The following is a 20,467-nucleotide window of genomic DNA, read 5'->3' on the forward strand; positions in this document are numbered from 1 at the left end:
CCCTGGATTGCCGGGTCAAGCCCGGCAATGACAATAAGAGGAGTCCTACTCCCCGATCTCCTTCGCCGCGGCGCGCTTGTGGGCCAGCAAGGCCATCAGGCGGCGGTCGCGCCAGGCCTGGCGGTCGCCCAGCCGGTCGGCGGGCAGGGCGTCGCGGCGCTCGGATTCCAGCGCGTCGCGCAGGGGCTCGTCCCAGCGGCGCGGGGTCGCCTGCATCTCCTGCATATCCCAATACATCGGGGCGTAGCGGTCGATGTAATCGGCGATGCCGCCCGGCGCGTTCAGGTCGATGGTCTCGAACGGCCCCATAAAGGCCCAGCGCAGGCCCAGCCCGTCCTTGATCGTCTTGTCGACATCCTCGGCCGAGGCATAGCCGTCTGCGACCAGCTTGAAGGCCTCGGCCAGCAAGGCGCCCTGCAACCGGTTCAGGATGAAGCCCGGCACTTCCCTGCGCACCAGGATCGCCGACATGCCGGCGGCATCGTGCAGCGCGCGGGCGCGGTCCACCACGGCCGGATCGGTCCAGGGCGCGGGCGACAGCTCGACGATGGGCACCAGATGCGGCGGGTTCGCCGGATGCGCCACCAGGCAGCGCGCCCGGCCCGGCAGAGTCTCGGTGAACAGCGAGGCGCGGATGTTGGAGGAGGAGGAGGCGAGGATGGCGGCGGGATCGGCGATGCGGTCCAGCGCGGCGAAGATTTCCTGCTTCGCCTCCACCGTCTCGCGCACATTCTCCTGCACATAGGCGACGCCGGCCAGCGCCTCCTCCAGCGTCGCCGCCGTGGATATCCGCGCCTGCGCCGCCGCCGGATCGTCCAGCAGGCCATTGTCGCGCAGATCGTGCAGGGCGGTCTCGATCAGCCCCAGCGCCGCCTCCAGCGCCGGCTGGCTGACATCGTACAGTTTCACCGCATGCCCGGCGCGGGCGAAGCAGATCGCCCAGGCCCATCCGATCAGGCCGGCGCCGATGACGGCGACGGCATCCTTGGTTCCTCCGCTCATGGCTCGCTTTCTTGTTTGGTGGGTATCGAGCAAGTGCCTGGATGCTAAACCGCCCGGCCGCGGCCACACAACAGCGCACGCTCGGAAGACACGATGGAAGACGACGGCCGGGCAAAGAAAAAGGGGCCCGAAGGCCCCTTGTCGCATCTGGCGCGCCGCGCCGCCGGTCAATCCTCGGCGGGCTTGCTGTGCAGCTGAATGTAGTTTTGCAGGCCCATGCGGCCGATCATTTCCAGATGGGTTTCGAGGAAGTCGATATGCTCCTCCTCGCTCTCCAGAATATCGACCAGCAATTCACGGCTGCCATAGTCGCGCACGCTCTCGCAATGCTGGATGGCGTCGCGCAAATCCGGGATGCCCGCCTGCTCCAGCTTCAGGTCGCATTCGAGGAGTTCCGTGACATCCTCGCCGATCATCAGCTTGCCGAGATCCTGCAAGTTGGGCAGGCCTTCGAGGAACAGAATCCGCTCGATCAGCTTGTCCGCATGCTTCATCTCGTCGATGGATTCCTCGTATTCCTTCTTCGCGAGATAATCGATGCCCCAATTGCGGAGCATCCGCGAATGCAGGAAGTACTGGTTGATCGCCGTCAGCTCGTTGAACAGAATCTTGTTCAGATGCTGAATAACCTTCGCATCGCCCTTCATCGCGCACTCCACCGGCCTGTTACTGCATTAGGAACAGGATATACCGCAGTTGGTTCCGGCTGGAAAGCGGGTTGGGACAGAAAATCCCAATAAAATCAAAGATTAACGGAGAGTGATAATCAATAACAAAGCAACCGCGACTTAGTCGCCGCCGGCCATCGCCCCCGCTATCGTCAAGGCCGGCTGCAGGCCAAGGCCCAGCGGCGCGGCATTAGACGCGGCGCGGCGCTCGCCCAGCATGTCGCAGATGGTCGTCCGGCAGCGCCCGCATTGCGGCTGGCTGCCGCAGGCGCGGTAGACCTGGCCTACGGTCGCGGCCCCGTCTTCGATGACGGCGCGCACGCGGCGGTCGCTGATCGCATTGCAGATGCAGACATACATATGTTCGGCGCTCCGGCTGCGGACGCCCATCATATGCTGCGAGCGAGAATGACTGTCAATAAGATTGCGAATCATTCCGAGACACGGTCCGGTTGACGACAGCGACCCATTTCCATCGGTTTATCGGTGGATAACGTCGCGCTAAGATGGGCCTTCCGTTCGAGAGGAATGCGCCATGAGCTTCGCCCCCCTCCTCGCCGCCCCGCTGCCCATCCAGCTGCATGCCTGGACGGCGATGGCGGCGTTTCTCTTGGGCCTCGCGGTGCTGGCGCGGCCCAAGGGCACGGCCACGCACAAGGCGATGGGCCGCATCTGGGTGGCGCTGATGCTGGTGGTGGCGATTTCCGCCTTCTGGATTCACGAGTTGAACCAGTTCATGGGCTTCAGCTGGATTCATCTGCTATCGATCGTCACCTGCTACACGCTGTTCATGGCAATTCTCCATATACGGCGCGGCAATGTGCAGGCACACCGCTACAACATGCTGGCGACCTTCCTGGGCGCGCTGGTGATCGCCGGGCTTTTCACCTTCCTGCCGGGCCGGATCATGCATCGGGTGATGTTCGGCGGCTGAAAGCCTCGAACTCGCCGGCAATCTGCGCTAGGTAGGCGGGGTGATTCCGACAGACGGAGGCCCGTTTTGCCCTTCCCCGCCCGCCCCTTGCTGGTCCTGTCGCTGCTGCTGGCGGCCCTGCCGGCCGCCGCCCAATCGCACGAACCGCTGCGCTGCATCCCGAAGCCGCGCCTGTCCTCCACCCTGGAGCAGGTGACCCTGACCGGGGCTGAGCGGGACAGGTTCGTGGAACGCTATAATAGCGATGGCGAGAAAACGAATTTCGATCCCGACACAGTGCTGCTGACGCGCTATCCCGGCATGCAGGTCTGGACCATCCTGCTGCTGCGCGATAATTGCGTCATCCAGCACCACGAGGTATCCGACGCCACGATCCAGCGGCTGCGCGGCTAGCGTGGCCCCATTAAGCTAGCGTGGCCAAGTGACGATGTGGTCTTCCAGATCGTCCTCCTCGACCAGCTGCTCCGGGATCACCCGGTGGCGCACCGACATGCCGGCCTTGTGCACGCTGTCGCGCTCGCCGGAGACCAGCGGGTGCCACCAGGCCAGCGGCTTGCCTTCATGCAGCAGCCGGTAGGCGCAGCTCGACGGCATCCAGGGCAGATGCTCCAGCGTGCCCGGCGACAGCACCACGCAGCCCGGCACCAGCCGGTTGCGGCGCTTATAGTCGGTGCAGCGGCAACTGGCCGTATCGAGCAGCTTGCAGGACACGTCGGTGTAGTCGACCGCGCCGCTATCCTCGTCCAGCAGCTTCAGCAGGCAGCATTTGCCGCAGCCGTCGCAGAGCGATTCCCACTCCGCCTTGGTCATTTCCTTCAGCGACTTGCGCCGCCAGAACGGTTCCTGCTGGTCCATCGCCGCACCATAGGCGCTCGGTTCGCGCGCCGCCACACCGGATCGACCGGATCGTCAGCCGCTGGCCGGATGGCAGGCGCGGCAAATTGCTGCTAGTCTCCATCATCGCCTGCTGATGAAAGGAGCGCGGATGCGCGCAGCCAGGACGCTCGCCCTCGCCCTTCTCGCCTCGATGCTGGCGGCGTCGCCGGCGCATGCGGCGAAACGCTTCACCGGCAGCGACGCGCTGGCCCAGGCCGGAGCCTATATCTCGGCCAATCTGAAATATCCCGAAGGCTATTACGATCCCGGCCGGCTGGCGGTGCAGCTGGTCGAGGTCTATCGCGGGGCCTTCATGTCGAATGTGCGGTTTCGTCCCAGCCTCGGCCATCAGGTGGTGCTCAGCAAGGGGCTGAACGCCTTCGACACGATGGAGGATAGCTGGTGCGCCGATTTCCGCCTGACGGTGGAGCGCTTCAGCCAGCAAAGCCTGAAGGACCTCGCCGAGGGCGCGATAGGGCCGTTGCGGATCGACAGCAGCGACAGCGTCATGGGCAGCATCTGCGTGCGCCATGCCGGCGATGTGACGGTGGATATCCGCAGCCTGACGCTGCAGCAGACCGGCGGCGACCGGGTCGCCTTCAACCGGCCCTTCGGCTTCGGCGGCGCCGGCGGCGACGAGGGCGGCCGCTAAGAAGGGTCAACGACCGCGTTTCCCGCATGACGCCCCCTTGGATTTCGCAGCAAGCCTAATGTTGCAATGGACCCGTCGAGCGCGTATTTCAACGGGTCTTACTTTAACCACGCCTTTGAAAAACGGGAGTCCATCATGGGCTACAGAGTTGCGGTTGTCGGCGCCACGGGAGCGGTCGGGCACGAGATGCTCACCACCCTGGCCGAGCGTAACTTCCCGGCCGACGATGTCGTCGCGCTTGCATCCGAGCGTTCGGCCGGGCAGCAGGTATCGTTCGGCGAAGAGAAAACCCTGAAGGTCCAGAATCTGGACACATACGACTTCAAAGGCATCGATATCGCGCTGTTCTCGCCGGGGGCGAAAGTCTCCGCCGTGCATGCGCCGCGTGCCGGCAAGGCCGGCGCGGTCGTGATCGACAATACCTCGCAGTTCCGCATGGACCCGGACGTGCCGCTGATCGTGCCGGAGGTGAACCCGCAGGCGATCGCCGGTTACACCAAGCGCAACATCATCGCCAATCCGAACTGCTCGACCATCCAGATGGTCGTCGCGCTGAAGCCGCTGCATGACCGCTTCAAGATCAAGCGGGTGATCGTCTCCACCTACCAGTCGGTCTCCGGCGCGGGCAAGGAGGGCATGGACGAGCTGTTCAGCCAGACCCGCGGCATCTATGTGAACGATACGCCGACCAAGGAAGTCTTCACCAAGCAGATCGCCTTCAACGTCATCCCGCATATCGACATGTTCATGGATGACGGCTCGACCAAGGAAGAGTGGAAGATGCGGGTCGAGACCAAGAAAATCCTCGATCCCGCCATCGAGGTGTTCGCCACCTGCGTGCGCGTGCCGGTCTTCGTCGGCCATGCCGAGGCGATCACCATCGAGACCGAGAAGCCGATCGACGAGAACGAGGCCCGCAATATCCTGCAGAACGCGCCGGGCGTCACCGTGGTCGACCACCGCGCCGCCGAAGGCTATGTCACCCCGCAGGAATGCGCCGGCGAGGACGCGGTCTATATCAGCCGCATCCGCAAGGACCCGACCGTGAAGAACGGCCTGGCCTTCTGGTGCGTCGCCGACAATCTGCGCAAGGGCGCTGCCCTGAACGCCGTGCAGATCGCCGAAACGCTGATCCAGTCGCATTTGCGCAAGGCCGCCTGATAGGCCTGGCCTTCAACCAGCCCGGAACGCAGCCCCGCCCCATGGCGGGGCTGTTTTCGTTTGCGGTCGCACACATATGTGCGAAACTGCCTGCCGTGGATGGAAATGAATTCCTGCGCCGTGTCCGGCGGATTGCCGAGAGCGAAGGCTGGGCCGTAAGGCTGGATGAACGGCATGGCAAGGGCAGTCATGCCCGGCTTCATGTCGGTGACAAATTCACCACGCTGAAGGATCGGCGCAAGGAGATTGGCGAGGGCTTGCTGATGGCGCTGTGCCGCCAGCTTGGTATCGACCCCAAGCGCCTGAAACGAGGAGAATGATCGTGTTGCTGGAATACCCCGCCACACTGGCCCCCCAGGAGGATGGTTCGATCCTGGTGCGCTTCCGGGATGCGCCGGAAGCGCTGACCGAGGTGGGGGACGAAAGCGCCGCCGAGGCGGAAGCCGCCGATGCGCTGATCGCTGCGCTGGGCGGCTATATAGAACTCGACCGCCCTATTCCGGCCCCCTCCCCCCCGCGAAAGGGGGAGAGGATGATCGCCTTGCCGGCGCTGATCGCCGCCAAGCTCGCCCTCTATGTTGCGTTGAAGGAAGCCGGTTTGTCGCGGGTGGAGCTGGCGCGCCGCATGGATGTATCGGAAAATACCGTGCGCCGGCTGCTCGATCTCGACCACCGCTCGCATATCGATGGGATCGAGGCTGCGCTTACCCTGCTGGGACGCCGGCTGGTGATCGACAGCCGCAGCGCCGCCTGATCAGCCGGAGACCTTGCAGGCCTTGCTGATTTCCTCATAGGCCTTGGTGAAGCCGTTCAGGGAATAGGTGTCGGTCGTCGGCGTGCCGCGCGAGGATTTGCCCTTCACCACCATGCTGGCGCCCTTCTTCATGGCGTCGACGATTGCCTTGTCGTCGGCCGCCGTTGCGGCCCAGGCGTGATCGTCCACGGTGAACAGCTTGTAGCTGGAGGAACCGATGGCGAGGCCGGTTTCGCTGCCATCGGCATATTGGTAGCCGGCGACCACGCTGACCACGCCGACGGTCTTCTTCGCCGGCCGGTGGGTAACCAGCGTGTAGATCTTGCCCCGGCTGTTGTAATCGCCCTCGTCCTTGGTCGGCTCGCTGACGATGTAGCAGACCAGCCCGCCATCTTCCTGATAGGTGAAGGCGCTCCAGGCACTGTATGTGCCGATCTGCTTGGGCTGCTGGGCGAAGGCTGCCCCTCCCGACAGAAGGGCGGGAGCGGCGACGGCCGCGGCGCAGCAAAAAGTGAGGATGCGCGTCAGTCTCATCATGGCGGGTAACCTAATCGAGTGCGGGAAGCCTGCCAACCCAGGATCACGGCGCAGGAGCGATTGGATGCGGTTCTAAGCGGAAAATCGAACATTTTTGGGGCAGCGCTGATCCGCCCGCGAGCGGTCTTCGTAGAAGGTCACTGTGGAAGCAAACATCGATATACACACGCAAACGTGTCGTCGCCTCGGGCCGGTTCAGCTTGTGAGCCGGTTGGCCGGCCCTTTAAATAAAGGCGCTGTCCAGAAGGGCGCGAAGCGTAAGCGTGAGATGAGGTCGATGTCGGCACAGGTCTGCGAGGAATTATTGGTTGCCGTCGGACGGAACCGGGACAGGGACGCCTTTGCGGCCCTGTTCGCGCATTTCGCCCCCCGGCTGAAGACCTATCTGGTGCGCATCGGCGCCGGCGGCGAGATGGCCGACGAGGTGGTCCAGGAAGCGATGCTGGTGGTGTGGCGGCGGGCCGAGACGTTCGACCCCTCCCAGGCCAGCGCCAGCACCTGGATATTCACCATCGCGCGCAACAAGCGCATCGATGCGTTACGCCGGGTGCGCCGGCCGCAGATCGACCCGGAGGACCCCGCCCTGGTGCCCGACGCACCGAAGGCGGCCGACGAGGCGATGGCCGATTCGCAGCGTGCGGACGCTGTGAAGCGGGTTCTGACGACGCTTCCCGAAGAACAGGCGAGCCTGCTGCGGCAGGCCTATTTCGAGGATAAGTCGCACAGCACGATCGCGGCGGAGAGCGACCTGCCCCTGGGGACGGTGAAATCGCGCATCCGCCTTGCCCTGGACAAGCTTCGCCAGGGTTTGCAGAAAGAGTCGATTTAGAGATGCAGCACCATTTGAACGACGAATATCTGATGGATTACGCGGCCGGCAGCGCCAGCCAGCCGCTGAGCCTTCTGGTTGCAACCCATCTGGCCCTCTGCCCGGAATGCCGGGCCAAGGTCGCCGCCTATGAAGCGCTGGGCGGCGCGCTGCTCGACAGCGCCGCCCCCAGCGCCGTCGCGCCTGACTTGCTGCAATCGGTGCTGGACCGGCTCGACGAGCCGACGGCGCCGGAGAGCCGCATCCGCCGCCAGCCACAGGTCTTCGACGAGACGACCCGCCGGCTGATCCCGGAACCGCTGCGCAGCCATCTTGGCGCAAGCCTGGACGCGCTGGCCTGGTCATCGATTGGCCGCGGGGTGCATCAGGTCGAGCTCGACATTGGCGGGGCCGAGGGCTTCAAGACCCGGTTCTACCGTATCCGCGGCGGATGCGGCGTGCCGCAGCACACGCATGACGGCAGCGAACTGACCCTGGTGCTGGGCGGCAGCTTCAGCGACGGCATTGGCCGTTTCGGTCGGGGCGATGTCAGCATCGCCGATGGCGATGTGGTGCACCAGCCAATCGCCGATCCGGGGGACGATTGCTATTGCCTGGCGATCACCGATGGCCCGCTGAAACTTACCGGCCCGGTCGGCCGCTTCCTGAACATCTTTATGCGTTACTAGGCATCCCCCTGCCGTAACGCATAGCGCCGTGCCATTCCCCTCTCCGGCACGGCGCACTCTTCCTCCTGGCTCTACCCGTCCACCTTGCCGAGCAGCTCCTCCACCTTCGGCAGGATGCGCTCGACGATGATGGCCACCCCCTCCTTGTTGGGATGGATGCCGTCGCCCTGATTCATCTGCCTTTCGGCGGCGACGCCCTCCAGAAAGAACGGGTAGAAAACGACGTCATGCTTCTCGCTCAGCCGGTCATAGGCGGCCTTGAAGGCGTCGCCATATTCCTTGCCGTAATTCGGCGGGGCCAGCATGCCGGCCAGCAGCACGGGCACGCCCTCCTTCTCGAAGCGGGTCAGGATGGCGTCGAGATTGCTGTAGAGCTGTTCCGGGGCCAGGCCGCGCATGCCGTCATTGGCCCCCAACTCGACGATGGCGGCGTCCGGCTTCTCGGCCAGCGCCCAGTCGAGCCGCGCCAGCCCGCCGGCCGTGGTGTCGCCGGACACCCCGGCATTCGCCACCCGCACATCGTGCCCCTTGGCTTTCAGCGCCGCTTCGAGCTGGGCGGTGAAGGATTCCTCCGCCGGCAGGCCATAGCCGGCCATCAGGCTGTCGCCCAACCCCAGCAGCACGGTCTCCGCCCTGGCTGACGCGGCGCTCGCGAGGCTTGACGCCAGCCCCAGGGAAACGGCCAGCGCCAGCGACGGAATCAGCCGCCGGCCTGCGTTGAATATCCGAGCGGCCGGGCCATATCGAAGGCTGTTGTTCAAGCGGTCGAGGAAGCCGCCGGCAACGCCCACCGGGCTTCCCCCTTCGTTCTGGAAACAGCAGGTATTCGACATGACTTCCTTCTCCTCGACGGGCTCATCGGGCCGGGCGGCGCCCTTGATCGAGCTGGCCCAGGTGCAGCTTAACTTGAGAAGCGGGGCGGGCGAGGTCAACATCCTGCGCGGAATTGACCTGACGGTGCCGGCCGGCGAGAGCATCGCCATCGTCGGTCCCTCGGGGGCGGGCAAATCCACCCTGATGATGCTGATGGCCGGGCTGGAGCGGCCCAGCAGCGGCAAGGTGGTCGTCGCCGGGCAGGATCTCGGCCGCATGAGCGAGGATCAGCTTGCCCTGTTCCGCCGCGCCAAGGTCGGCATCGTGTTCCAGGCCTTCCGCCTGGTGCCGACCATGAGCGCCCTGGAGAATGTCGCCATTCCGCTGGAGCTGGCCGGATCGGCCGACGCCTTCGAGCGCGCCGAGGAAGGGTTGCGCGCGGTCGGGCTGGGCCACCGCCTCACGCATTATCCCGACCAGCTTTCCGGCGGCGAACAGCAGCGCGTGGCACTGGCCCGCGCCTTTGTCGCCGGCCCCGCCCTGCTACTGGCGGACGAACCGACCGGCAATCTGGACGGCACCACCGGCGAGCAGGTGATCGAGCTGATGTTCAGCCTGAAGGCCCGCTACGGCACCACGCTGGTGCTGATCACCCACGATCTCGATTTGGCGCGGCGCTGCGACCGCATGGTGCATCTGGCCGATGGCCGGGTCAGCGCCGACGAGCGCACCGCCGCCGCCGCCCTTCGCCCGGCCGCCAACGCATGAGCCCGATCTGGCTGACTTTAGCGCGGCGCGAGCTGCGCGGCGGGCTGAAGGGCTTCCGCATCTTCCTGGCCTGCCTGATGCTGGGCGTCGCCGCCATCGCCGGCGTCGGCTCGGTCGCCGATTCGCTGCTGGCGGGCTTGCGCGCCGACGCCCGCAACATTCTGGGCGGCGATATCGACATCGAATCCGTCCACCGGCCGATCACCGACGACGCGCTGGCCTATCTGCGCGGGCAGGGGTCGGTCTCGCTGGTCACCGACATGCGCTCAATGGCGCGCAACCCGAATGGCGATCAGCGCACGCTGGCCGAGTTGAAATCGGTCGATGGGGCCTATCCGCTGGTCGGCTCCCTGGCGCTGGAACCGGACATGCCGGTCGCCGCCGCGCTGGAGAATCGCGGCGGCGTCTGGGGCGCCGCCATCGACGCCAATCTGCTCGACCGGCTGGATGTCGCCCTGGGCGACCGCATCCGCATCGGCGAGCTGGATGTGGAAGTCCGCGCCACCATCGCCCTGGAGCCGGACCGCGCGGTCAGCTTCGCCAGCTTCGGGCCGCGGGTGATGATCGCCAATGCGGCATTGCCCGAGACCGGCCTGGTGCAGCCCGGCACGCTGATCGAGTATAATTACCGCCTCACCCTGCCCTCCGGCGTGAACCGCGACGCCTGGATGGCGGAATATCGCCAGCTCTACGCCAACGAGAATGGCTGGCGGGTGCGCGGCGTCGACCAGGCCGCCCCCGGCCTGCGCCGCTTCATCGACCGCATCGCGCAATTCCTGACGCTGGTTGGCCTGACCGCGCTGCTGGTCGGCGGCGTCGGCGTCGGCAATGCGGTGAAGAGCTATCTGGAAGGCAAGACCGCGACCATCGCCACGCTGAAATGCCTGGGGGCCGAAGGGCAGACCGTGTTCCGCGCCTATCTGGCGCTGGTGATGATCCTGGCGGCCGGCGGCATCCTGGCCGGGCTGGTCGTCGGCGCGCTGCTGCCCTTCGCGGCCGCCGCCGTGCTGAACCAGCTGCTGCCGGTGAAAGTGGTGGCCGCGCTCTATTGGGGGCCGCTGGGCCTGGCCACCCTGTTCGGGCTGCTGACGGCGCTGGCCTTCTCGCTCTGGCCGCTGGCGCGGGCGATGGAGATCAAGCCCGCCGCCCTGTTCCGCCAGCTCACGGCGGCCGATGGCGGCGCGCCGCGCCTGCCCTATCTGCTGGCGCTGGGCGTATCGGGCATCGCGCTGGCGGCGCTGGCCATCTTCTCCTCCAGCGACCGGCTGCTGGCCGGCTGGTTCGTCGCCGGCTCGCTGGGCGCGGTGATCGTCTTCCTGGGGGCCGCCTGGCTGCTGATGAAGGGCGTCGGCGCGGTCGGCCGGCCAAAGCGCCCGACGCTGCGCCTGGCGCTGGCCAATCTGCATCGGCCGGGCGCGCCGACCTCCAGCATCGCGCTATCGCTGGGGCTGGGGCTGACGGTGCTGATCGCCGTGGCCTTGACGCAGCAAAACATGTCGCGCCAGGTGACCGAGAACCTGCCGGAGCAGGCCCCCAGCTATTTCTTCATCGATATCCAGCCCAACCAGGTGTCGCAGTTCCAGCAGATCGTCGATGACGTGCCGGGCGTCTCCAACGTTGAGCGCACGCCGATGGTGCGCGGCCGCATCGCCCGGATCAACGGCGTGCCGGGCGACCAGGTGGCGGTCGATCCGGAAGTGCGCTGGGCGCTGCGCGGCGACCGGGGCCTGACCTACGCCGCCGAACCGATGCCGGGCGCGCAGATCGTCGCCGGCGACTGGTGGCCGGCGGATTATCAGGGCCCGCCGCTGATCTCGCTGGATGCCGAGATCGCCGCCGGCTTCGGCGTCGGCATCGGCGACCAGCTCACCGTCAATGTGCTGGGGCGGGAGATCACTGCCACGATCCATAATCTGCGCCGCATCGACTGGGGCACCTTGTCGATCAATTTCGTCATCGTCTTCGCGCCGGGCACGCTGGAGGCGGCCCCGCATTCCATCATCGCCACGGTGAACACGGACGGGCCGGTGGCGGAGGAAGCGGTGCAGCGCGCCGTCACCGATGCGCTGCCGAACGTGAACGCAATCCGCGTGAAGGACGCGCTGGAGGCGGCGAACCGTATCCTGCAGGCGGTCGGCAGCGCGGTGCGCATCACCGCCTCGGTCGCCATCCTGGCCGGCACGCTGGTGCTGGGCGGGGCGGTGGTCGCCGGCCATCACCGGCGGGTCTATGACGCCGTTGTGCTGAAGGTGCTGGGGGCGACCCGGCGCAACGTGATCGGCGCGTTCCTGCTGGAATACGGGCTGCTGGGCATCATGATCGCCGCCATCGCGGCGGTGGTCGGCACAATCGCCTCCTGGGCGGTGCTGACCTTCGTCATGAAGTCCGACTTCGTGTTCGCCCCCGGAGCCGTGATTTGGACATCATTGCTGTGTACCCTGATCACCGTTGTCTTCGGCCTTTTCGGCACGTGGCGGGCGCTCGGCCAGAAGGCCGCTCCGCTGCTGCGCAACGAGTAGAGCCCGCTCCGGAGGCGCCCATGTTCCGCCTGCTGCTTGCATCCGCCCTGCTGCTTGTCGCCGCCGGCTTGCCCGCCCGGGCCGAATCCCCGGTCGCCCCCCTGGACGCCCCGGTCGAGAGTCTGCGGGAGGGGGCGATAACGATCATGGAGGCGCTGCGCGGCATCGTCGAGGAGATGCAGCGCTATGGCGTGCCCTATCTCGACGACAAGGGCAACATCGTCATCCCGCGCAGCGAGGAGCCGCCGCGCAAACGCGCGCCCGCTCCAGAAAGCAATCCGGAGACCCTGACGCTGTAAAGAAGGCGGCGCTTGCCACCTTGCCCTTCGAGACGCCGCGCACAGAACGCAAGAACGGGCGCCCCGCTCCCTCAGGGCGCCCGTTCTTTTCTGGGCCGCCTCAGATGTAGTAGGAGGCCAGCGGCTTGAAGCCGTTGAAGGCGACGGCCGAGTAGGTCGTCGTGTAGGCCCCGGTGGAGCCGATGCGCACCCGGTCGCCGATGGCGAGGTCGAGCGGCAGCTTGTACTCCTCCTTCTCGTACAGCACGTCGGCACTGTCGCAGGTCGGGCCGGCCAGCACCACGGCCTCGCCCTCGGCGGTCAGATCGCGGTCAAAGGTCAGCGGGTACTTGATCGCCTCGTCCATCGTCTCGGCCAGGCCGCCGAACTTGCCGATGTCGAGATAGACCCAGCGCTTCGTCTCGCTCGCCGACTTGCGCGAGATCAGGACCACCTCGGACTCGATGACGCCGGCATTGCCGACCATGCCGCGGCCCGGCTCGATGATCGTCTCCGGGATACGGTTGCCGAAATGGTTGCGCATCGAATCGGCGATCGCCTGCCCGTAATCGGCCGGGGTCGGCATGTCCTTCATGTAGCGGGTCGGGAAGCCGCCGCCCAGATTGACCATGCGCAGCATGATGCCGCGATGCTCCAGATCCTGGAACAGCTTGGCGCAGGTGGCGATGGCCGCGTCCCACTGCAGCGGGTCGCGCTGCTGCGAACCGACATGGAAGGAAATGCCGTAGGGCACCACGCCCATATCGGCCGCCTTCACCAGCAGGTCGAACGCCATTTCCGGCTCGCAGCCGAACTTGCGCGACAGCGGCCAGTCGGCCCCTTCACCCGAGGTCAGGATGCGGCAGAACACCCGCGCGCCCGGCGCGGATTCGGCGATCTTCGCCAGCTCGGCCTCGCTGTCGAAGGCGAACAGATCGACGCCCAGCGCATGCGCCTTGGCGATGTCCGACTGCTTCTTGATCGTGTTGCCATAGGAGATGCAATCCGGCGTCGCGCCGGCCGCCAAGGCGTCCTGGATTTCGACCACGCTCGCGGTATCGAAATTGGAGCCGAGGCTGTTCAACCGCTGCAGGATCTGCGGGGCCGGGTTCGCCTTCACGGCGTAGAAAATCTTGGCGTCCGGCAGCGCTGCCCGCAGGGCCTGGTAATTCTCCTCGACGACATCCAGATCGACGACCAGGAACGGGGTCTCGACTCGTCGCTCGGCGAGGAAGCGGGCAATCTTTTCGTTCATCTCTCTACTCTCCCAAACCGCTGGTGAGGCGGCGTAAAAAATACGGTTCAGGTACGCAACTCTTCCGTCTTGGTCAGGCGACCAGCACGTTCTTGAACTGCCACGGATCGTCGTAATCGACATCTTCGGCGAACAGCACGCCCCGGCCTTCCAGGGGCGTCCAGTCGCTGTAAGCGCCGACCACCGGGCCGAGATAGGGCATGCAGACTTCGAGCACCCGCTGGAAGTCCATCTCGTCGGGTTCGACGATGCCTTCCTGCGGGTTCTCCATCGCCCAGACCAGGCCGCCGAGAACGGCGACGGTGACCTGCAGCGAGGTGGCGTTGTTGTGCGGGCACAGCTTGCGCGCTTCCCCGATGGAGAGCTGCGAGCCGTACCAGTAAGCGTTCTTCTTATGGCCGGCGAGCAGCACGCCCAGCTCGTCGATGCCGCTGACGACCTCGTCGACGATCAGCCGCTGGTTCGGCTGCTGCTGCCAGTTCTTGCCCGCCAGCTCGTGCACCGACATGACGGCGTCGTCGCACGGGTGATAGGCGTAGTGCACGGTCGGCCGGTAGGTCACCGCCTGGGCCGCGCCGGTCGCTTCCGTCACCGTGAAATAGTCGGCAATCGAGATCGCCTCGCTATGGGTGATGAGGAAGCCGTGGAAATGGCCCTCGGTCGGCGTCCAGGTGCGCACGCGGGTGCTGGCGCCCGGCCGGTTCAGGAAGATCGCGGCATCGCAGCCGAAAGCGTGCCGGCTGGCGTTATACGGCCAGTGCTTCTCGTGCGTGCCCCAGCCCAGCTCGGTCGGCTGCGAGCCTTCCGAGACGAAGCCGTCGATCGACCAGGTATTCACGAACTCGCCGACCTTCTTCGGGTTGTTCGTCACCTGGGTGTCGCGCTCGGCGATGTGGATGACCTTCACGCCGAGCTCCTTGGCGAGTTTGCCCCAGCCCGCGCGGTCGGTCGGCACATCGGCCTTCACGCCGGTATCCTTGGCGATGTTCAGCATCGCCTGCTTCACGAAATGCGACACCAGCCCCGGATTGGCGCCATGGGTGATGACCGCGGTCGGATCCTTGTGGCCCGGCCGGCGCTTCGACAGGAACTCCTCGCGAAGCGCGTAGTTGGAGCGCAGCGAGGGCGGCAGCGAGGTATCGGTATAGCCGCCGACCCAGGGCTCGATGCAGGTGTCGAGATAGAGCGCACCCTTGTCGCGCGCCAGCTCGGCCAGCGCGATGGAGGAGACGTCGACCGACAGGTTCAGCAGAAAGTCGCCCTTGCCGATCTCCTTGCCGACCAGCTCGCGATAATTCTCGCGGGTCACCGGCTCGACACGGAATTCCACGCCATACGCCTCGGCAACCTGCTTGCCCTTCTCCTCGGCGGTGATGATGACGATCTTGTCCTTCGGCATGTCAATGTGCCGCAGGATAAGCGGCAGCACGCCCTGGCCGATGCTGCCGAAGCCAACCATCACGAGTCGCCCGCCGAAAGCGGTATGGCGCGTGTATTCCGTCATTCTCAGTGTATCTCCGTTCCTTGAACTGCGGGGCCGGCTCCTGATCCCGGCCCGCGCGGATTTATCGTTGTCAGGTGAAAGTTCAGGCGACGGCCCGCAGCTTGGGCCGCCGGCCGCCGGCGACATGCAGCGGCGCGGTGAAGGCGGCCGGCTCCTCGCCGGCGCCGGGATGGCCCGGCGTCGCCAGCAGCGGCCCGTCGGCGACCGCCTGGCGGCCGGGACGGCCCACCACATCGCCCAGAAACAGCAAACGCATCGATCCTCGCTCTCTTAACAGCCGGAAATCCGGATCGCCGCCCGCTCGGTGACGATCCAGTCCAGCGCCTCGTCGGTATCCTCGTGCGGCACCACCGGCACTTCCAGCGCCGCGAAGGCGACGCCGACGGCGACCACGCTCTTGCGCGATCGCAGCAGCGCCAGCGTGCGGTCATAGAAGCCGCCGCCATAGCCCAGCCGGTTGCCCGCCTTGTCGAACGCCAGCAGCGGCACCAGCAGATAATCCGGCTCCAGCACCGGCGCATCCTCGCGCGGCACGGGAATGTCCCAAACGCCGCGCGCCATGGCGTCGCCCGGCGCCCAGGCCCGGAAGGTCAGCGGCAGGCCGCGTTTCGGCGTGACCGGCAGGCACAGGCGGTGGCCGTCCCCGGCGAAATGGCGCAGGGCGGGCATCACGTCCAGTTCATCGGCCATCGGCCAGTAGCCGGAGATCACCGCCCCCGCCGGCGGCGGGGCCTCGGCCGCCAGCCGCGCGGCCAGCAATTGGCCCGCCTGCGGCGCATCGCGATGGGCGACGCGCCGCCGCAGCTTGGCGGTGGCGCGCAATTCGGCCTTCGCGTCGTGGATATCCTGCCGCCGCATCAATCGGGCGGACGGAGGGAAAGATGGGCGCTGCCGCCTCGGCCGTCGGTCATATGCTCGTCCTCTCTGGCCCTGCTTACGCAGGTGGGCACCGCGTAACGAAGCCTCGACCTCGACAGAGGCAGTTCCCTGGAGATGAGCATTGGGCCCGGGGACTTCAGCGACCTTGCTCGAACCGCGCAGCAGCCGCCCACTTCTATCTAGGGCCTCTCAAGCGTCGCCGCAATACGCTCTATCCGCTCAGCCATGCCGGCGATGGCCGCGGCGACCTCGGCTTCGGGCAAAGCGCTATTGCCGCCGGCGATTCCGCCGTTCGTCTCCAGGCGCAAATCCTCGATCTCGTCGGCGATCAGCAGGCTGGCCATCACCAGCAACCGGGAATCGCCCACCTGGCCGACCTGCTCGACCAGCCCCGCCACCTTCTCGTCGACCATGGCGGCCAGCTTGATCAGGCGCGATTCCTGCCCATCCTCGCAGGCGATGCGGTAGAAACGGCCATTGATGGACACTTCGACGGAGGCCAAATCAGTTCTCCAGAACCAGCTTCAGGCGGTCGATGGCGCTGTCCAGCCGCTGGGTGACGTTGTTGGTCACCTGCGTCAGCTCGGCATAGCGCGCCTGCATCTCCGCCAGTTCCGCCTGCAGCGCCCCGTTCTGGGCCTCGTTCTGCGCTGCCGGCCGGGGCTGCGCCGCCGCCTGCTCCAGCCGGTCGATGGCCTGGGACAGCCGGCTCATGGCGGCATCGATGGCGGGGCTGCTGGACATGGGCGACGGGCGGTCCTTCGACGGTGGATGACAAATGATCGCGCAAGATAGGCGCGCAGGCCGCCGCCCGTCAACCGAACCGCCTTTCGGGCAGTGTCTCGGTTTGAAACCCGGCCTTCCTGTTCCTCATCTGTCATTGCCGGGCTTGACCCGGCAATCCAGGGGCCGCGTTCCGTGACGTTACAGGCAGGGCACCGCTCCTGGACCCCCGGGTCAAGCCCGGGGGTGACAGACAGCAAGACAGGCCGATCCCGCAGGGCAGGATTCCAAACTGAGACACTACCGCCTTTCGGGAAGGGATCGGCGGCTTTATTCCCGGCGCCGCGCCTCGGATATCAGTAATTTGCGGTGGCCCCAGCCTCCCTGCGGCGCAGCCTTGCGTGAAGGCGGGTTGACGCGGGACGGACGCGGCGGCATTTTCCAGGCGCTCTTGTAAGGCATGATCGCCCCGGACCGGGTCCGGCGCGGGTTTTTCGTATACATAAAACACAGCAGGCCGCCATGACCGTCCAGACCTCCCCGACGATCGCGCATGACCGCATGGCGAACGCCATCCGCGCGCTTTCCATGGATGCCGTCGAGGCGGCGAATTCCGGCCATCCCGGCATGCCGATGGGCATGGCCGACGTGGCCACCGTGCTGTATTCGAAATTCCTGAAATTCGATGCCGCCCAGCCCGGCTGGGCCGACCGCGACCGTTTCGTGTTGTCGGCCGGCCACGGCTCCATGCTGCTCTACTCGCTGCTTTATCTGACCGGCTATCCGGAAATGACCATCGAGCAGATCAGGAATTTCCGTCAACTGGGCAGCATGACCGCCGGCCATCCGGAATATGGCCATGCGCCGGGCATCGAGACCACGACCGGCCCGCTGGGCCAGGGCATCGCCACCTCGGTCGGCTTCGCGCTGGGCGAACGCATCCTGAATGCCCGCTTCGGCAACGATCTGGTCGATCACTACACCTATGTCGTCGCCGGCGATGGCTGCCTGATGGAGGGCATCAGCCAGGAGGCGATCACGCTCGCCGGGCATCTGAAGCTCTCCAAGCTGATCGTGCTGTTCGACGATAATGGCATCTCCATCGACGGCCCGGTCGATCTGACCACCTCGGAAGACCAGCTCGCCCGCTTCAAGGCCGCCGGCTGGGACGTTCAGGCCATCGACGGCCACGACCCGAAGGCCATCGAGGCGGCCATCGCCAAGGCGCGGGCCAGCGATACGCCGTCGCTGATCGCCTGCAAGACCATCATCGGCTATGGCGCGCCGAAGAAGCAGGGCAGCGCCGCCACCCACGGCTCGCCGCTGGGCGCCGAGGAGATCGCCGGCGCGCGCGCCAAGCTGGGCTGGGACTTCCCGCCCTTCGAGATTCCCGAGGATGTGCTGAGCGCCTGGCGCGCCGTGGGCAAGCGCGGCGAGACCGCGCGCCTGGCGTGGCAGGAGCGCGTGGACGATCTCGGCTCCGACATTCAGGAGGAGCTGGATCGCGTGCTGGCCGGCACGCTGCCGGCGGGTTTCGACCAGGCGGTGGAGGCGTTCAAGAAGGCCGTCGTCGAGGAAAAGCCGAAGATCGCCACCCGCATGTCCTCGCAGCGGGTGATCGACGCGCTGGCCCCGGTGCTGCCGGAGCTGATCGGCGGCTCGGCCGACCTGACCGGCTCGAACAACACCAAGGCGAAGGAAGCCGCCATCGTGAAGGCCGGCGACTATCGCGGCAGCTATATCCATTACGGCATCCGCGAGCATGGCATGGCGGCGGCGATGAACGGCCTGGCGCTGCATGGCGGCGTCATTCCGTTCGGCGGCACCTTCATGGTGTTCACCGATTATTGCCGCCCGGCCATCCGCCTGTCGGCGCTGATGGGGCTGCGCGTCATCTACATCATGACGCATGATTCCATCGGCCTGGGCGAGGATGGACCGACCCATCAGCCGGTCGAGCATCTGGCCGCCCTGCGCGCGATCCCGAACCTGAACGTGTTCCGCCCGGCCGACACGGTGGAAACCGCCGAGGCCTGGCAGATCGCCCTGCAATCGACCGGCACCCCGTCGATCATCAGCCTGACCCGCCAGGCCCTGCCGACGCTGCGCACCACGCATGCGTCGGAAAACCTGACGGCCAAGGGCGGCTATGTCCTGGCCGAGGCCGAGGGCAAGCGCCAGGTGACGCTGATCGGCACCGGCTCGGAAGTCTCGCTGGCCATGGAAGCGCGCGACAAGCTGAAGGCCGAGGGCATTGGGGCCGCCGTCGTCTCCCTGCCCTGCTGGGAGCTGTTCGACGCGCAGCCGGAAAGCTACCGCGCCCAGGTGCTGGGCGACTGCCCGCGCATCGCCGTGGAAGCGGCGCTGGGCTTCGGCTGGGAACGCTATACCGGGGCCGGCGGTTGCTTCGTCGGCATGACCGGCTTCGGCGCCTCCGCCCCCGCGCCTGCGCTGTACAAGCATTTCGGCATTACCGCGGATGCGGTTGCAGCCGCCGCGAAAGCCCGTATCTAAGACCAGAAGAAAACGTCCCGTTTCAGTTTGGAGGAATTGATGGCAACCCGTGTCGCAATCAACGGTTTCGGTCGCATCGGCCGTCTCGTGCTTCGTGCCCTGCATGAAAGCGGCCGCAAGGATCTGCAGGTCGTGGCGATCAACGATCTGGGCCCGGTCGAGGCGAACGCGCATCTGCTGCGCTACGATTCCGTGCATGGCCGCTTCCCCGGCACCGTGACCACCGGCGATGACTGGATGGACCTCGGCACCGGCAAGATCAAGGTGACCGCAGAACGCGACCCGACCAAGCTGCCCTGGAAGGAGCTGAACGTCGACATCGCCTTCGAATGCACCGGCATCTTCACCGACAAGGAGAAGGCCGGGATGCATCTGACGGCGGGCGCGAAGCGCGTGCTGATCTCGGCCCCCGCCACCGGTGCCGACATCACGGTTGTCTATGGCGTGAACCACGACAAGCTGACCAAGGACCATGTCATCGTCTCGAACGCGTCCTGCACCACCAACTGCCTGGCGCCGGTTGCCGCCGTGCTGCATGAGGCCATCGGCATCGAATCCGGCTTCATGACCACGATCCACGCCTATACCGGCGACCAGAACACCGTCGATTCGCTGCACAAGGATCTGCATCGCGCCCGTGCGGCCGCGATGTCGATGATCCCGACCTCGACGGGTGCGGCCAAGGCCGTCGGCCTGGTGCTGCCGGAGCTGGCCGGCAAGCTGGACGGCACCTCGATCCGCGTGCCGACCGCCAATGTCTCGGTCATCGACTTCAAGTTCATCGCCAAGGGCGACACCACGCCTGATGCCGTGAACAAGGCGATTGCCGCCGCCGCCGACGGCAAGCTGAAGGGCATCTTGACCACCAACACCGAAAAGCTGGTCTCGGTCGACTTCAACCACTCGCCGTTCAGCTCGACCGTCGATCTGGCCGAAACCAAGGTGATCGAGAAGCGCCTGGTTCGCGTCATGAGCTGGTACGACAATGAATGGGGCTTCTCCAACCGCATGCTCGACACCGCCGGCGCCATCGCCAAGCTGATCTGAGCCTCGGACCCCTCGGACTGACGGACACCCCCGGCCCCAGCGCCGGGGGTTTTCGTTTAAGGCGGCGCGCCGGTCTCCCCTCACCC

General features: G+C 66.2%; 25 protein-coding genes and 1 other RNA gene. 13 read left to right on the forward strand and 13 right to left on the reverse strand.

The genetic code is table 11. The features are described from left to right. Window positions 1–45: 45 nt before the first annotated feature. The 3 genes from AUP43_RS15045 to AUP43_RS15055 all read right to left on the reverse strand — a co-directional run bounded on the left by AUP43_RS15045 (window position 46) and on the right by AUP43_RS15055 (window position 2,030). Window positions 46–1,002, reverse strand: coding sequence for a 3-hydroxyacyl-CoA dehydrogenase (locus tag AUP43_RS15045; protein ID WP_067558860.1), 957 nt, complete (start codon window positions 1,000–1,002; stop codon window positions 46–48). Between the two features lie 167 nt (window positions 1,003–1,169). Then, window positions 1,170–1,649 carry a bacterioferritin gene (gene bfr / locus AUP43_RS15050; RefSeq protein WP_067558864.1) on the reverse strand — a complete coding sequence of 160 codons (480 nt, stop codon included), beginning with the start codon at window positions 1,647–1,649 and terminating at the stop codon, window positions 1,170–1,172. 141 nt (window positions 1,650–1,790) lie between these two features. Further along, window positions 1,791–2,030, reverse strand: a complete 240-nt coding sequence (locus AUP43_RS15055; protein ID WP_067558922.1) for a (2Fe-2S)-binding protein — start codon at window positions 2,028–2,030, stop codon at window positions 1,791–1,793. Between the two features lie 175 nt (window positions 2,031–2,205). Here AUP43_RS15055 and AUP43_RS15060 point away from each other — a divergent pair, with 175 nt between their 5' ends. Together AUP43_RS15060 and AUP43_RS15065 are read left to right on the forward strand one after the other, a co-directional pair. Then, complete coding sequence (locus AUP43_RS15060) at window positions 2,206–2,604, forward strand: DUF2306 domain-containing protein (protein ID WP_067558867.1); 399 nt, start codon at window positions 2,206–2,208, stop codon at window positions 2,602–2,604. A gap of 66 nt (window positions 2,605–2,670) precedes the next feature. Beyond that, on the forward strand, window positions 2,671–2,997 hold the full coding sequence (locus AUP43_RS15065) for a hypothetical protein (protein WP_157089376.1): 327 nt from the start codon (window positions 2,671–2,673) through the stop codon (window positions 2,995–2,997). A 15-nt stretch (window positions 2,998–3,012) separates the two neighbouring features. On the opposite strand, the gene AUP43_RS15070 is transcribed toward AUP43_RS15065, so the two are convergent. Continuing rightward, complete coding sequence (locus AUP43_RS15070; protein ID WP_456093697.1) at window positions 3,013–3,495, reverse strand: YcgN family cysteine cluster protein; 483 nt, start codon at window positions 3,493–3,495, stop codon at window positions 3,013–3,015. Between the two features lie 94 nt (window positions 3,496–3,589). Between AUP43_RS15070 and AUP43_RS15075 the strand changes: the two genes are divergently transcribed. The 4 genes from AUP43_RS15075 (at window position 3,590) to AUP43_RS15090 (ending at window position 6,047) form a co-directional block, all read left to right on the forward strand. Then, window positions 3,590–4,132: a hypothetical protein gene (locus AUP43_RS15075; protein WP_067558873.1), complete on the forward strand. Its 543-nt coding sequence runs from the start codon at window positions 3,590–3,592 to the stop codon at window positions 4,130–4,132. 135 nt (window positions 4,133–4,267) lie between these two features. Next, window positions 4,268–5,293 (forward strand): aspartate-semialdehyde dehydrogenase, encoded by a 1,026-nt coding sequence (locus AUP43_RS15080; protein WP_067558876.1) that lies wholly within the window; start codon window positions 4,268–4,270, stop codon window positions 5,291–5,293. Window positions 5,294–5,334: 41 nt separating this feature from the next. Continuing rightward, window positions 5,335–5,613 (forward strand): type II toxin-antitoxin system HicA family toxin, encoded by a 279-nt coding sequence (locus tag AUP43_RS15085; RefSeq protein ID WP_198154928.1) that lies wholly within the window; start codon window positions 5,335–5,337, stop codon window positions 5,611–5,613. 2 nt (window positions 5,614–5,615) lie between these two features. Continuing rightward, window positions 5,616–6,047, forward strand: coding sequence for a hypothetical protein (locus AUP43_RS15090; RefSeq protein ID WP_198154929.1), 432 nt, complete (start codon window positions 5,616–5,618; stop codon window positions 6,045–6,047). Here AUP43_RS15090 and AUP43_RS15095 read toward each other — a convergent pair whose 3' ends face one another. Beyond that, window positions 6,048–6,584, reverse strand: a complete 537-nt coding sequence (locus tag AUP43_RS15095; RefSeq protein ID WP_067558884.1) for an invasion associated locus B family protein — start codon at window positions 6,582–6,584, stop codon at window positions 6,048–6,050. It abuts the gene before it with no gap. Window positions 6,585–6,861: 277 nt separating this feature from the next. Between AUP43_RS15095 and AUP43_RS15100 the strand changes: the two genes are divergently transcribed. Next, complete coding sequence (locus AUP43_RS15100) at window positions 6,862–7,413, forward strand: sigma-70 family RNA polymerase sigma factor (RefSeq protein ID WP_067558887.1); 552 nt, start codon at window positions 6,862–6,864, stop codon at window positions 7,411–7,413. A 2-nt stretch (window positions 7,414–7,415) separates the two neighbouring features. Then, window positions 7,416–8,081, forward strand: a complete 666-nt coding sequence (locus tag AUP43_RS15105) for a ChrR family anti-sigma-E factor (protein WP_067558890.1) — start codon at window positions 7,416–7,418, stop codon at window positions 8,079–8,081. A 71-nt stretch (window positions 8,082–8,152) separates the two neighbouring features. On the opposite strand, the gene AUP43_RS15110 is transcribed toward AUP43_RS15105, so the two are convergent. Continuing rightward, entirely contained in the window at window positions 8,153–8,914 is a 762-nt protein-coding gene (locus AUP43_RS15110; RefSeq protein WP_084462842.1) for an arylesterase, read from the reverse strand. Between AUP43_RS15110 and AUP43_RS15115 the strand changes: the two genes are divergently transcribed. Genes AUP43_RS15115 through AUP43_RS15125 form a run of 3 tightly spaced genes read left to right on the forward strand, consistent with a single transcriptional unit; the run spans window position 8,913 to window position 12,480 of the window. Continuing rightward, on the forward strand, window positions 8,913–9,662 hold the full coding sequence (locus AUP43_RS15115; protein WP_067558893.1) for an ABC transporter ATP-binding protein: 750 nt from the start codon (window positions 8,913–8,915) through the stop codon (window positions 9,660–9,662). The genes AUP43_RS15110 and AUP43_RS15115 overlap by 2 nt on opposite strands. Next, window positions 9,659–12,181, forward strand: coding sequence for an ABC transporter permease (locus AUP43_RS15120; RefSeq protein WP_067558897.1), 2,523 nt, complete (start codon window positions 9,659–9,661; stop codon window positions 12,179–12,181). The genes AUP43_RS15115 and AUP43_RS15120 overlap by 4 nt, the downstream gene beginning before the upstream one ends. A gap of 20 nt (window positions 12,182–12,201) precedes the next feature. Beyond that, window positions 12,202–12,480, forward strand: a complete 279-nt coding sequence (locus AUP43_RS15125; RefSeq protein WP_067558900.1) for a hypothetical protein — start codon at window positions 12,202–12,204, stop codon at window positions 12,478–12,480. A gap of 100 nt (window positions 12,481–12,580) precedes the next feature. On the opposite strand, the gene AUP43_RS15130 is transcribed toward AUP43_RS15125, so the two are convergent. From AUP43_RS15130 to AUP43_RS15155, 7 genes are all read right to left on the reverse strand, one after another. Then, complete coding sequence (locus AUP43_RS15130; RefSeq protein WP_067558903.1) at window positions 12,581–13,714, reverse strand: type III PLP-dependent enzyme; 1,134 nt, start codon at window positions 13,712–13,714, stop codon at window positions 12,581–12,583. Window positions 13,715–13,787: 73 nt separating this feature from the next. After that, window positions 13,788–15,218 (reverse strand): homospermidine synthase, encoded by a 1,431-nt coding sequence (locus AUP43_RS15135; protein WP_067558906.1) that lies wholly within the window; start codon window positions 15,216–15,218, stop codon window positions 13,788–13,790. 82 nt (window positions 15,219–15,300) lie between these two features. Further along, entirely contained in the window at window positions 15,301–15,474 is a 174-nt protein-coding gene (locus tag AUP43_RS19110) for a hypothetical protein (protein ID WP_157089377.1), read from the reverse strand. Between the two features lie 14 nt (window positions 15,475–15,488). Then, the gene (locus tag AUP43_RS15140; RefSeq protein ID WP_067558908.1) at window positions 15,489–16,076 is read right to left on the reverse strand and encodes a 5-formyltetrahydrofolate cyclo-ligase; all 588 of its coding nucleotides are present in this window, start codon (window positions 16,074–16,076) and stop codon (window positions 15,489–15,491) included. A gap of 26 nt (window positions 16,077–16,102) precedes the next feature. Continuing rightward, window positions 16,103–16,265: non-coding RNA, 6S RNA (gene ssrS, locus AUP43_RS15145), on the reverse strand. Window positions 16,266–16,276: 11 nt separating this feature from the next. Continuing rightward, window positions 16,277–16,600 (reverse strand): cell division protein ZapA, encoded by a 324-nt coding sequence (locus AUP43_RS15150; protein ID WP_067558911.1) that lies wholly within the window; start codon window positions 16,598–16,600, stop codon window positions 16,277–16,279. Window position 16,601: 1 nt separating this feature from the next. Next, on the reverse strand, window positions 16,602–16,841 hold the full coding sequence (locus AUP43_RS15155) for a DUF4164 family protein (RefSeq protein ID WP_067558914.1): 240 nt from the start codon (window positions 16,839–16,841) through the stop codon (window positions 16,602–16,604). 501 nt (window positions 16,842–17,342) lie between these two features. Here AUP43_RS15155 and tkt point away from each other — a divergent pair. Both tkt and gap read left to right on the forward strand, forming a co-directional pair. Beyond that, complete coding sequence (tkt, locus tag AUP43_RS15160; RefSeq protein WP_067558917.1) at window positions 17,343–19,334, forward strand: transketolase; 1,992 nt, start codon at window positions 17,343–17,345, stop codon at window positions 19,332–19,334. 39 nt (window positions 19,335–19,373) lie between these two features. Next, the gene (gap, locus tag AUP43_RS15165) at window positions 19,374–20,381 is read left to right on the forward strand and encodes a type I glyceraldehyde-3-phosphate dehydrogenase (protein WP_067558919.1); all 1,008 of its coding nucleotides are present in this window, start codon (window positions 19,374–19,376) and stop codon (window positions 20,379–20,381) included. Window positions 20,382–20,467: the final 86 nt, after the last annotated feature.

Origin of the sequence: Oceanibaculum pacificum, from assembly GCF_001618175.1 — a bacterium.
GTDB classification, from domain to species: Bacteria; Pseudomonadota; Alphaproteobacteria; order Oceanibaculales; family Oceanibaculaceae; genus Oceanibaculum; species Oceanibaculum pacificum.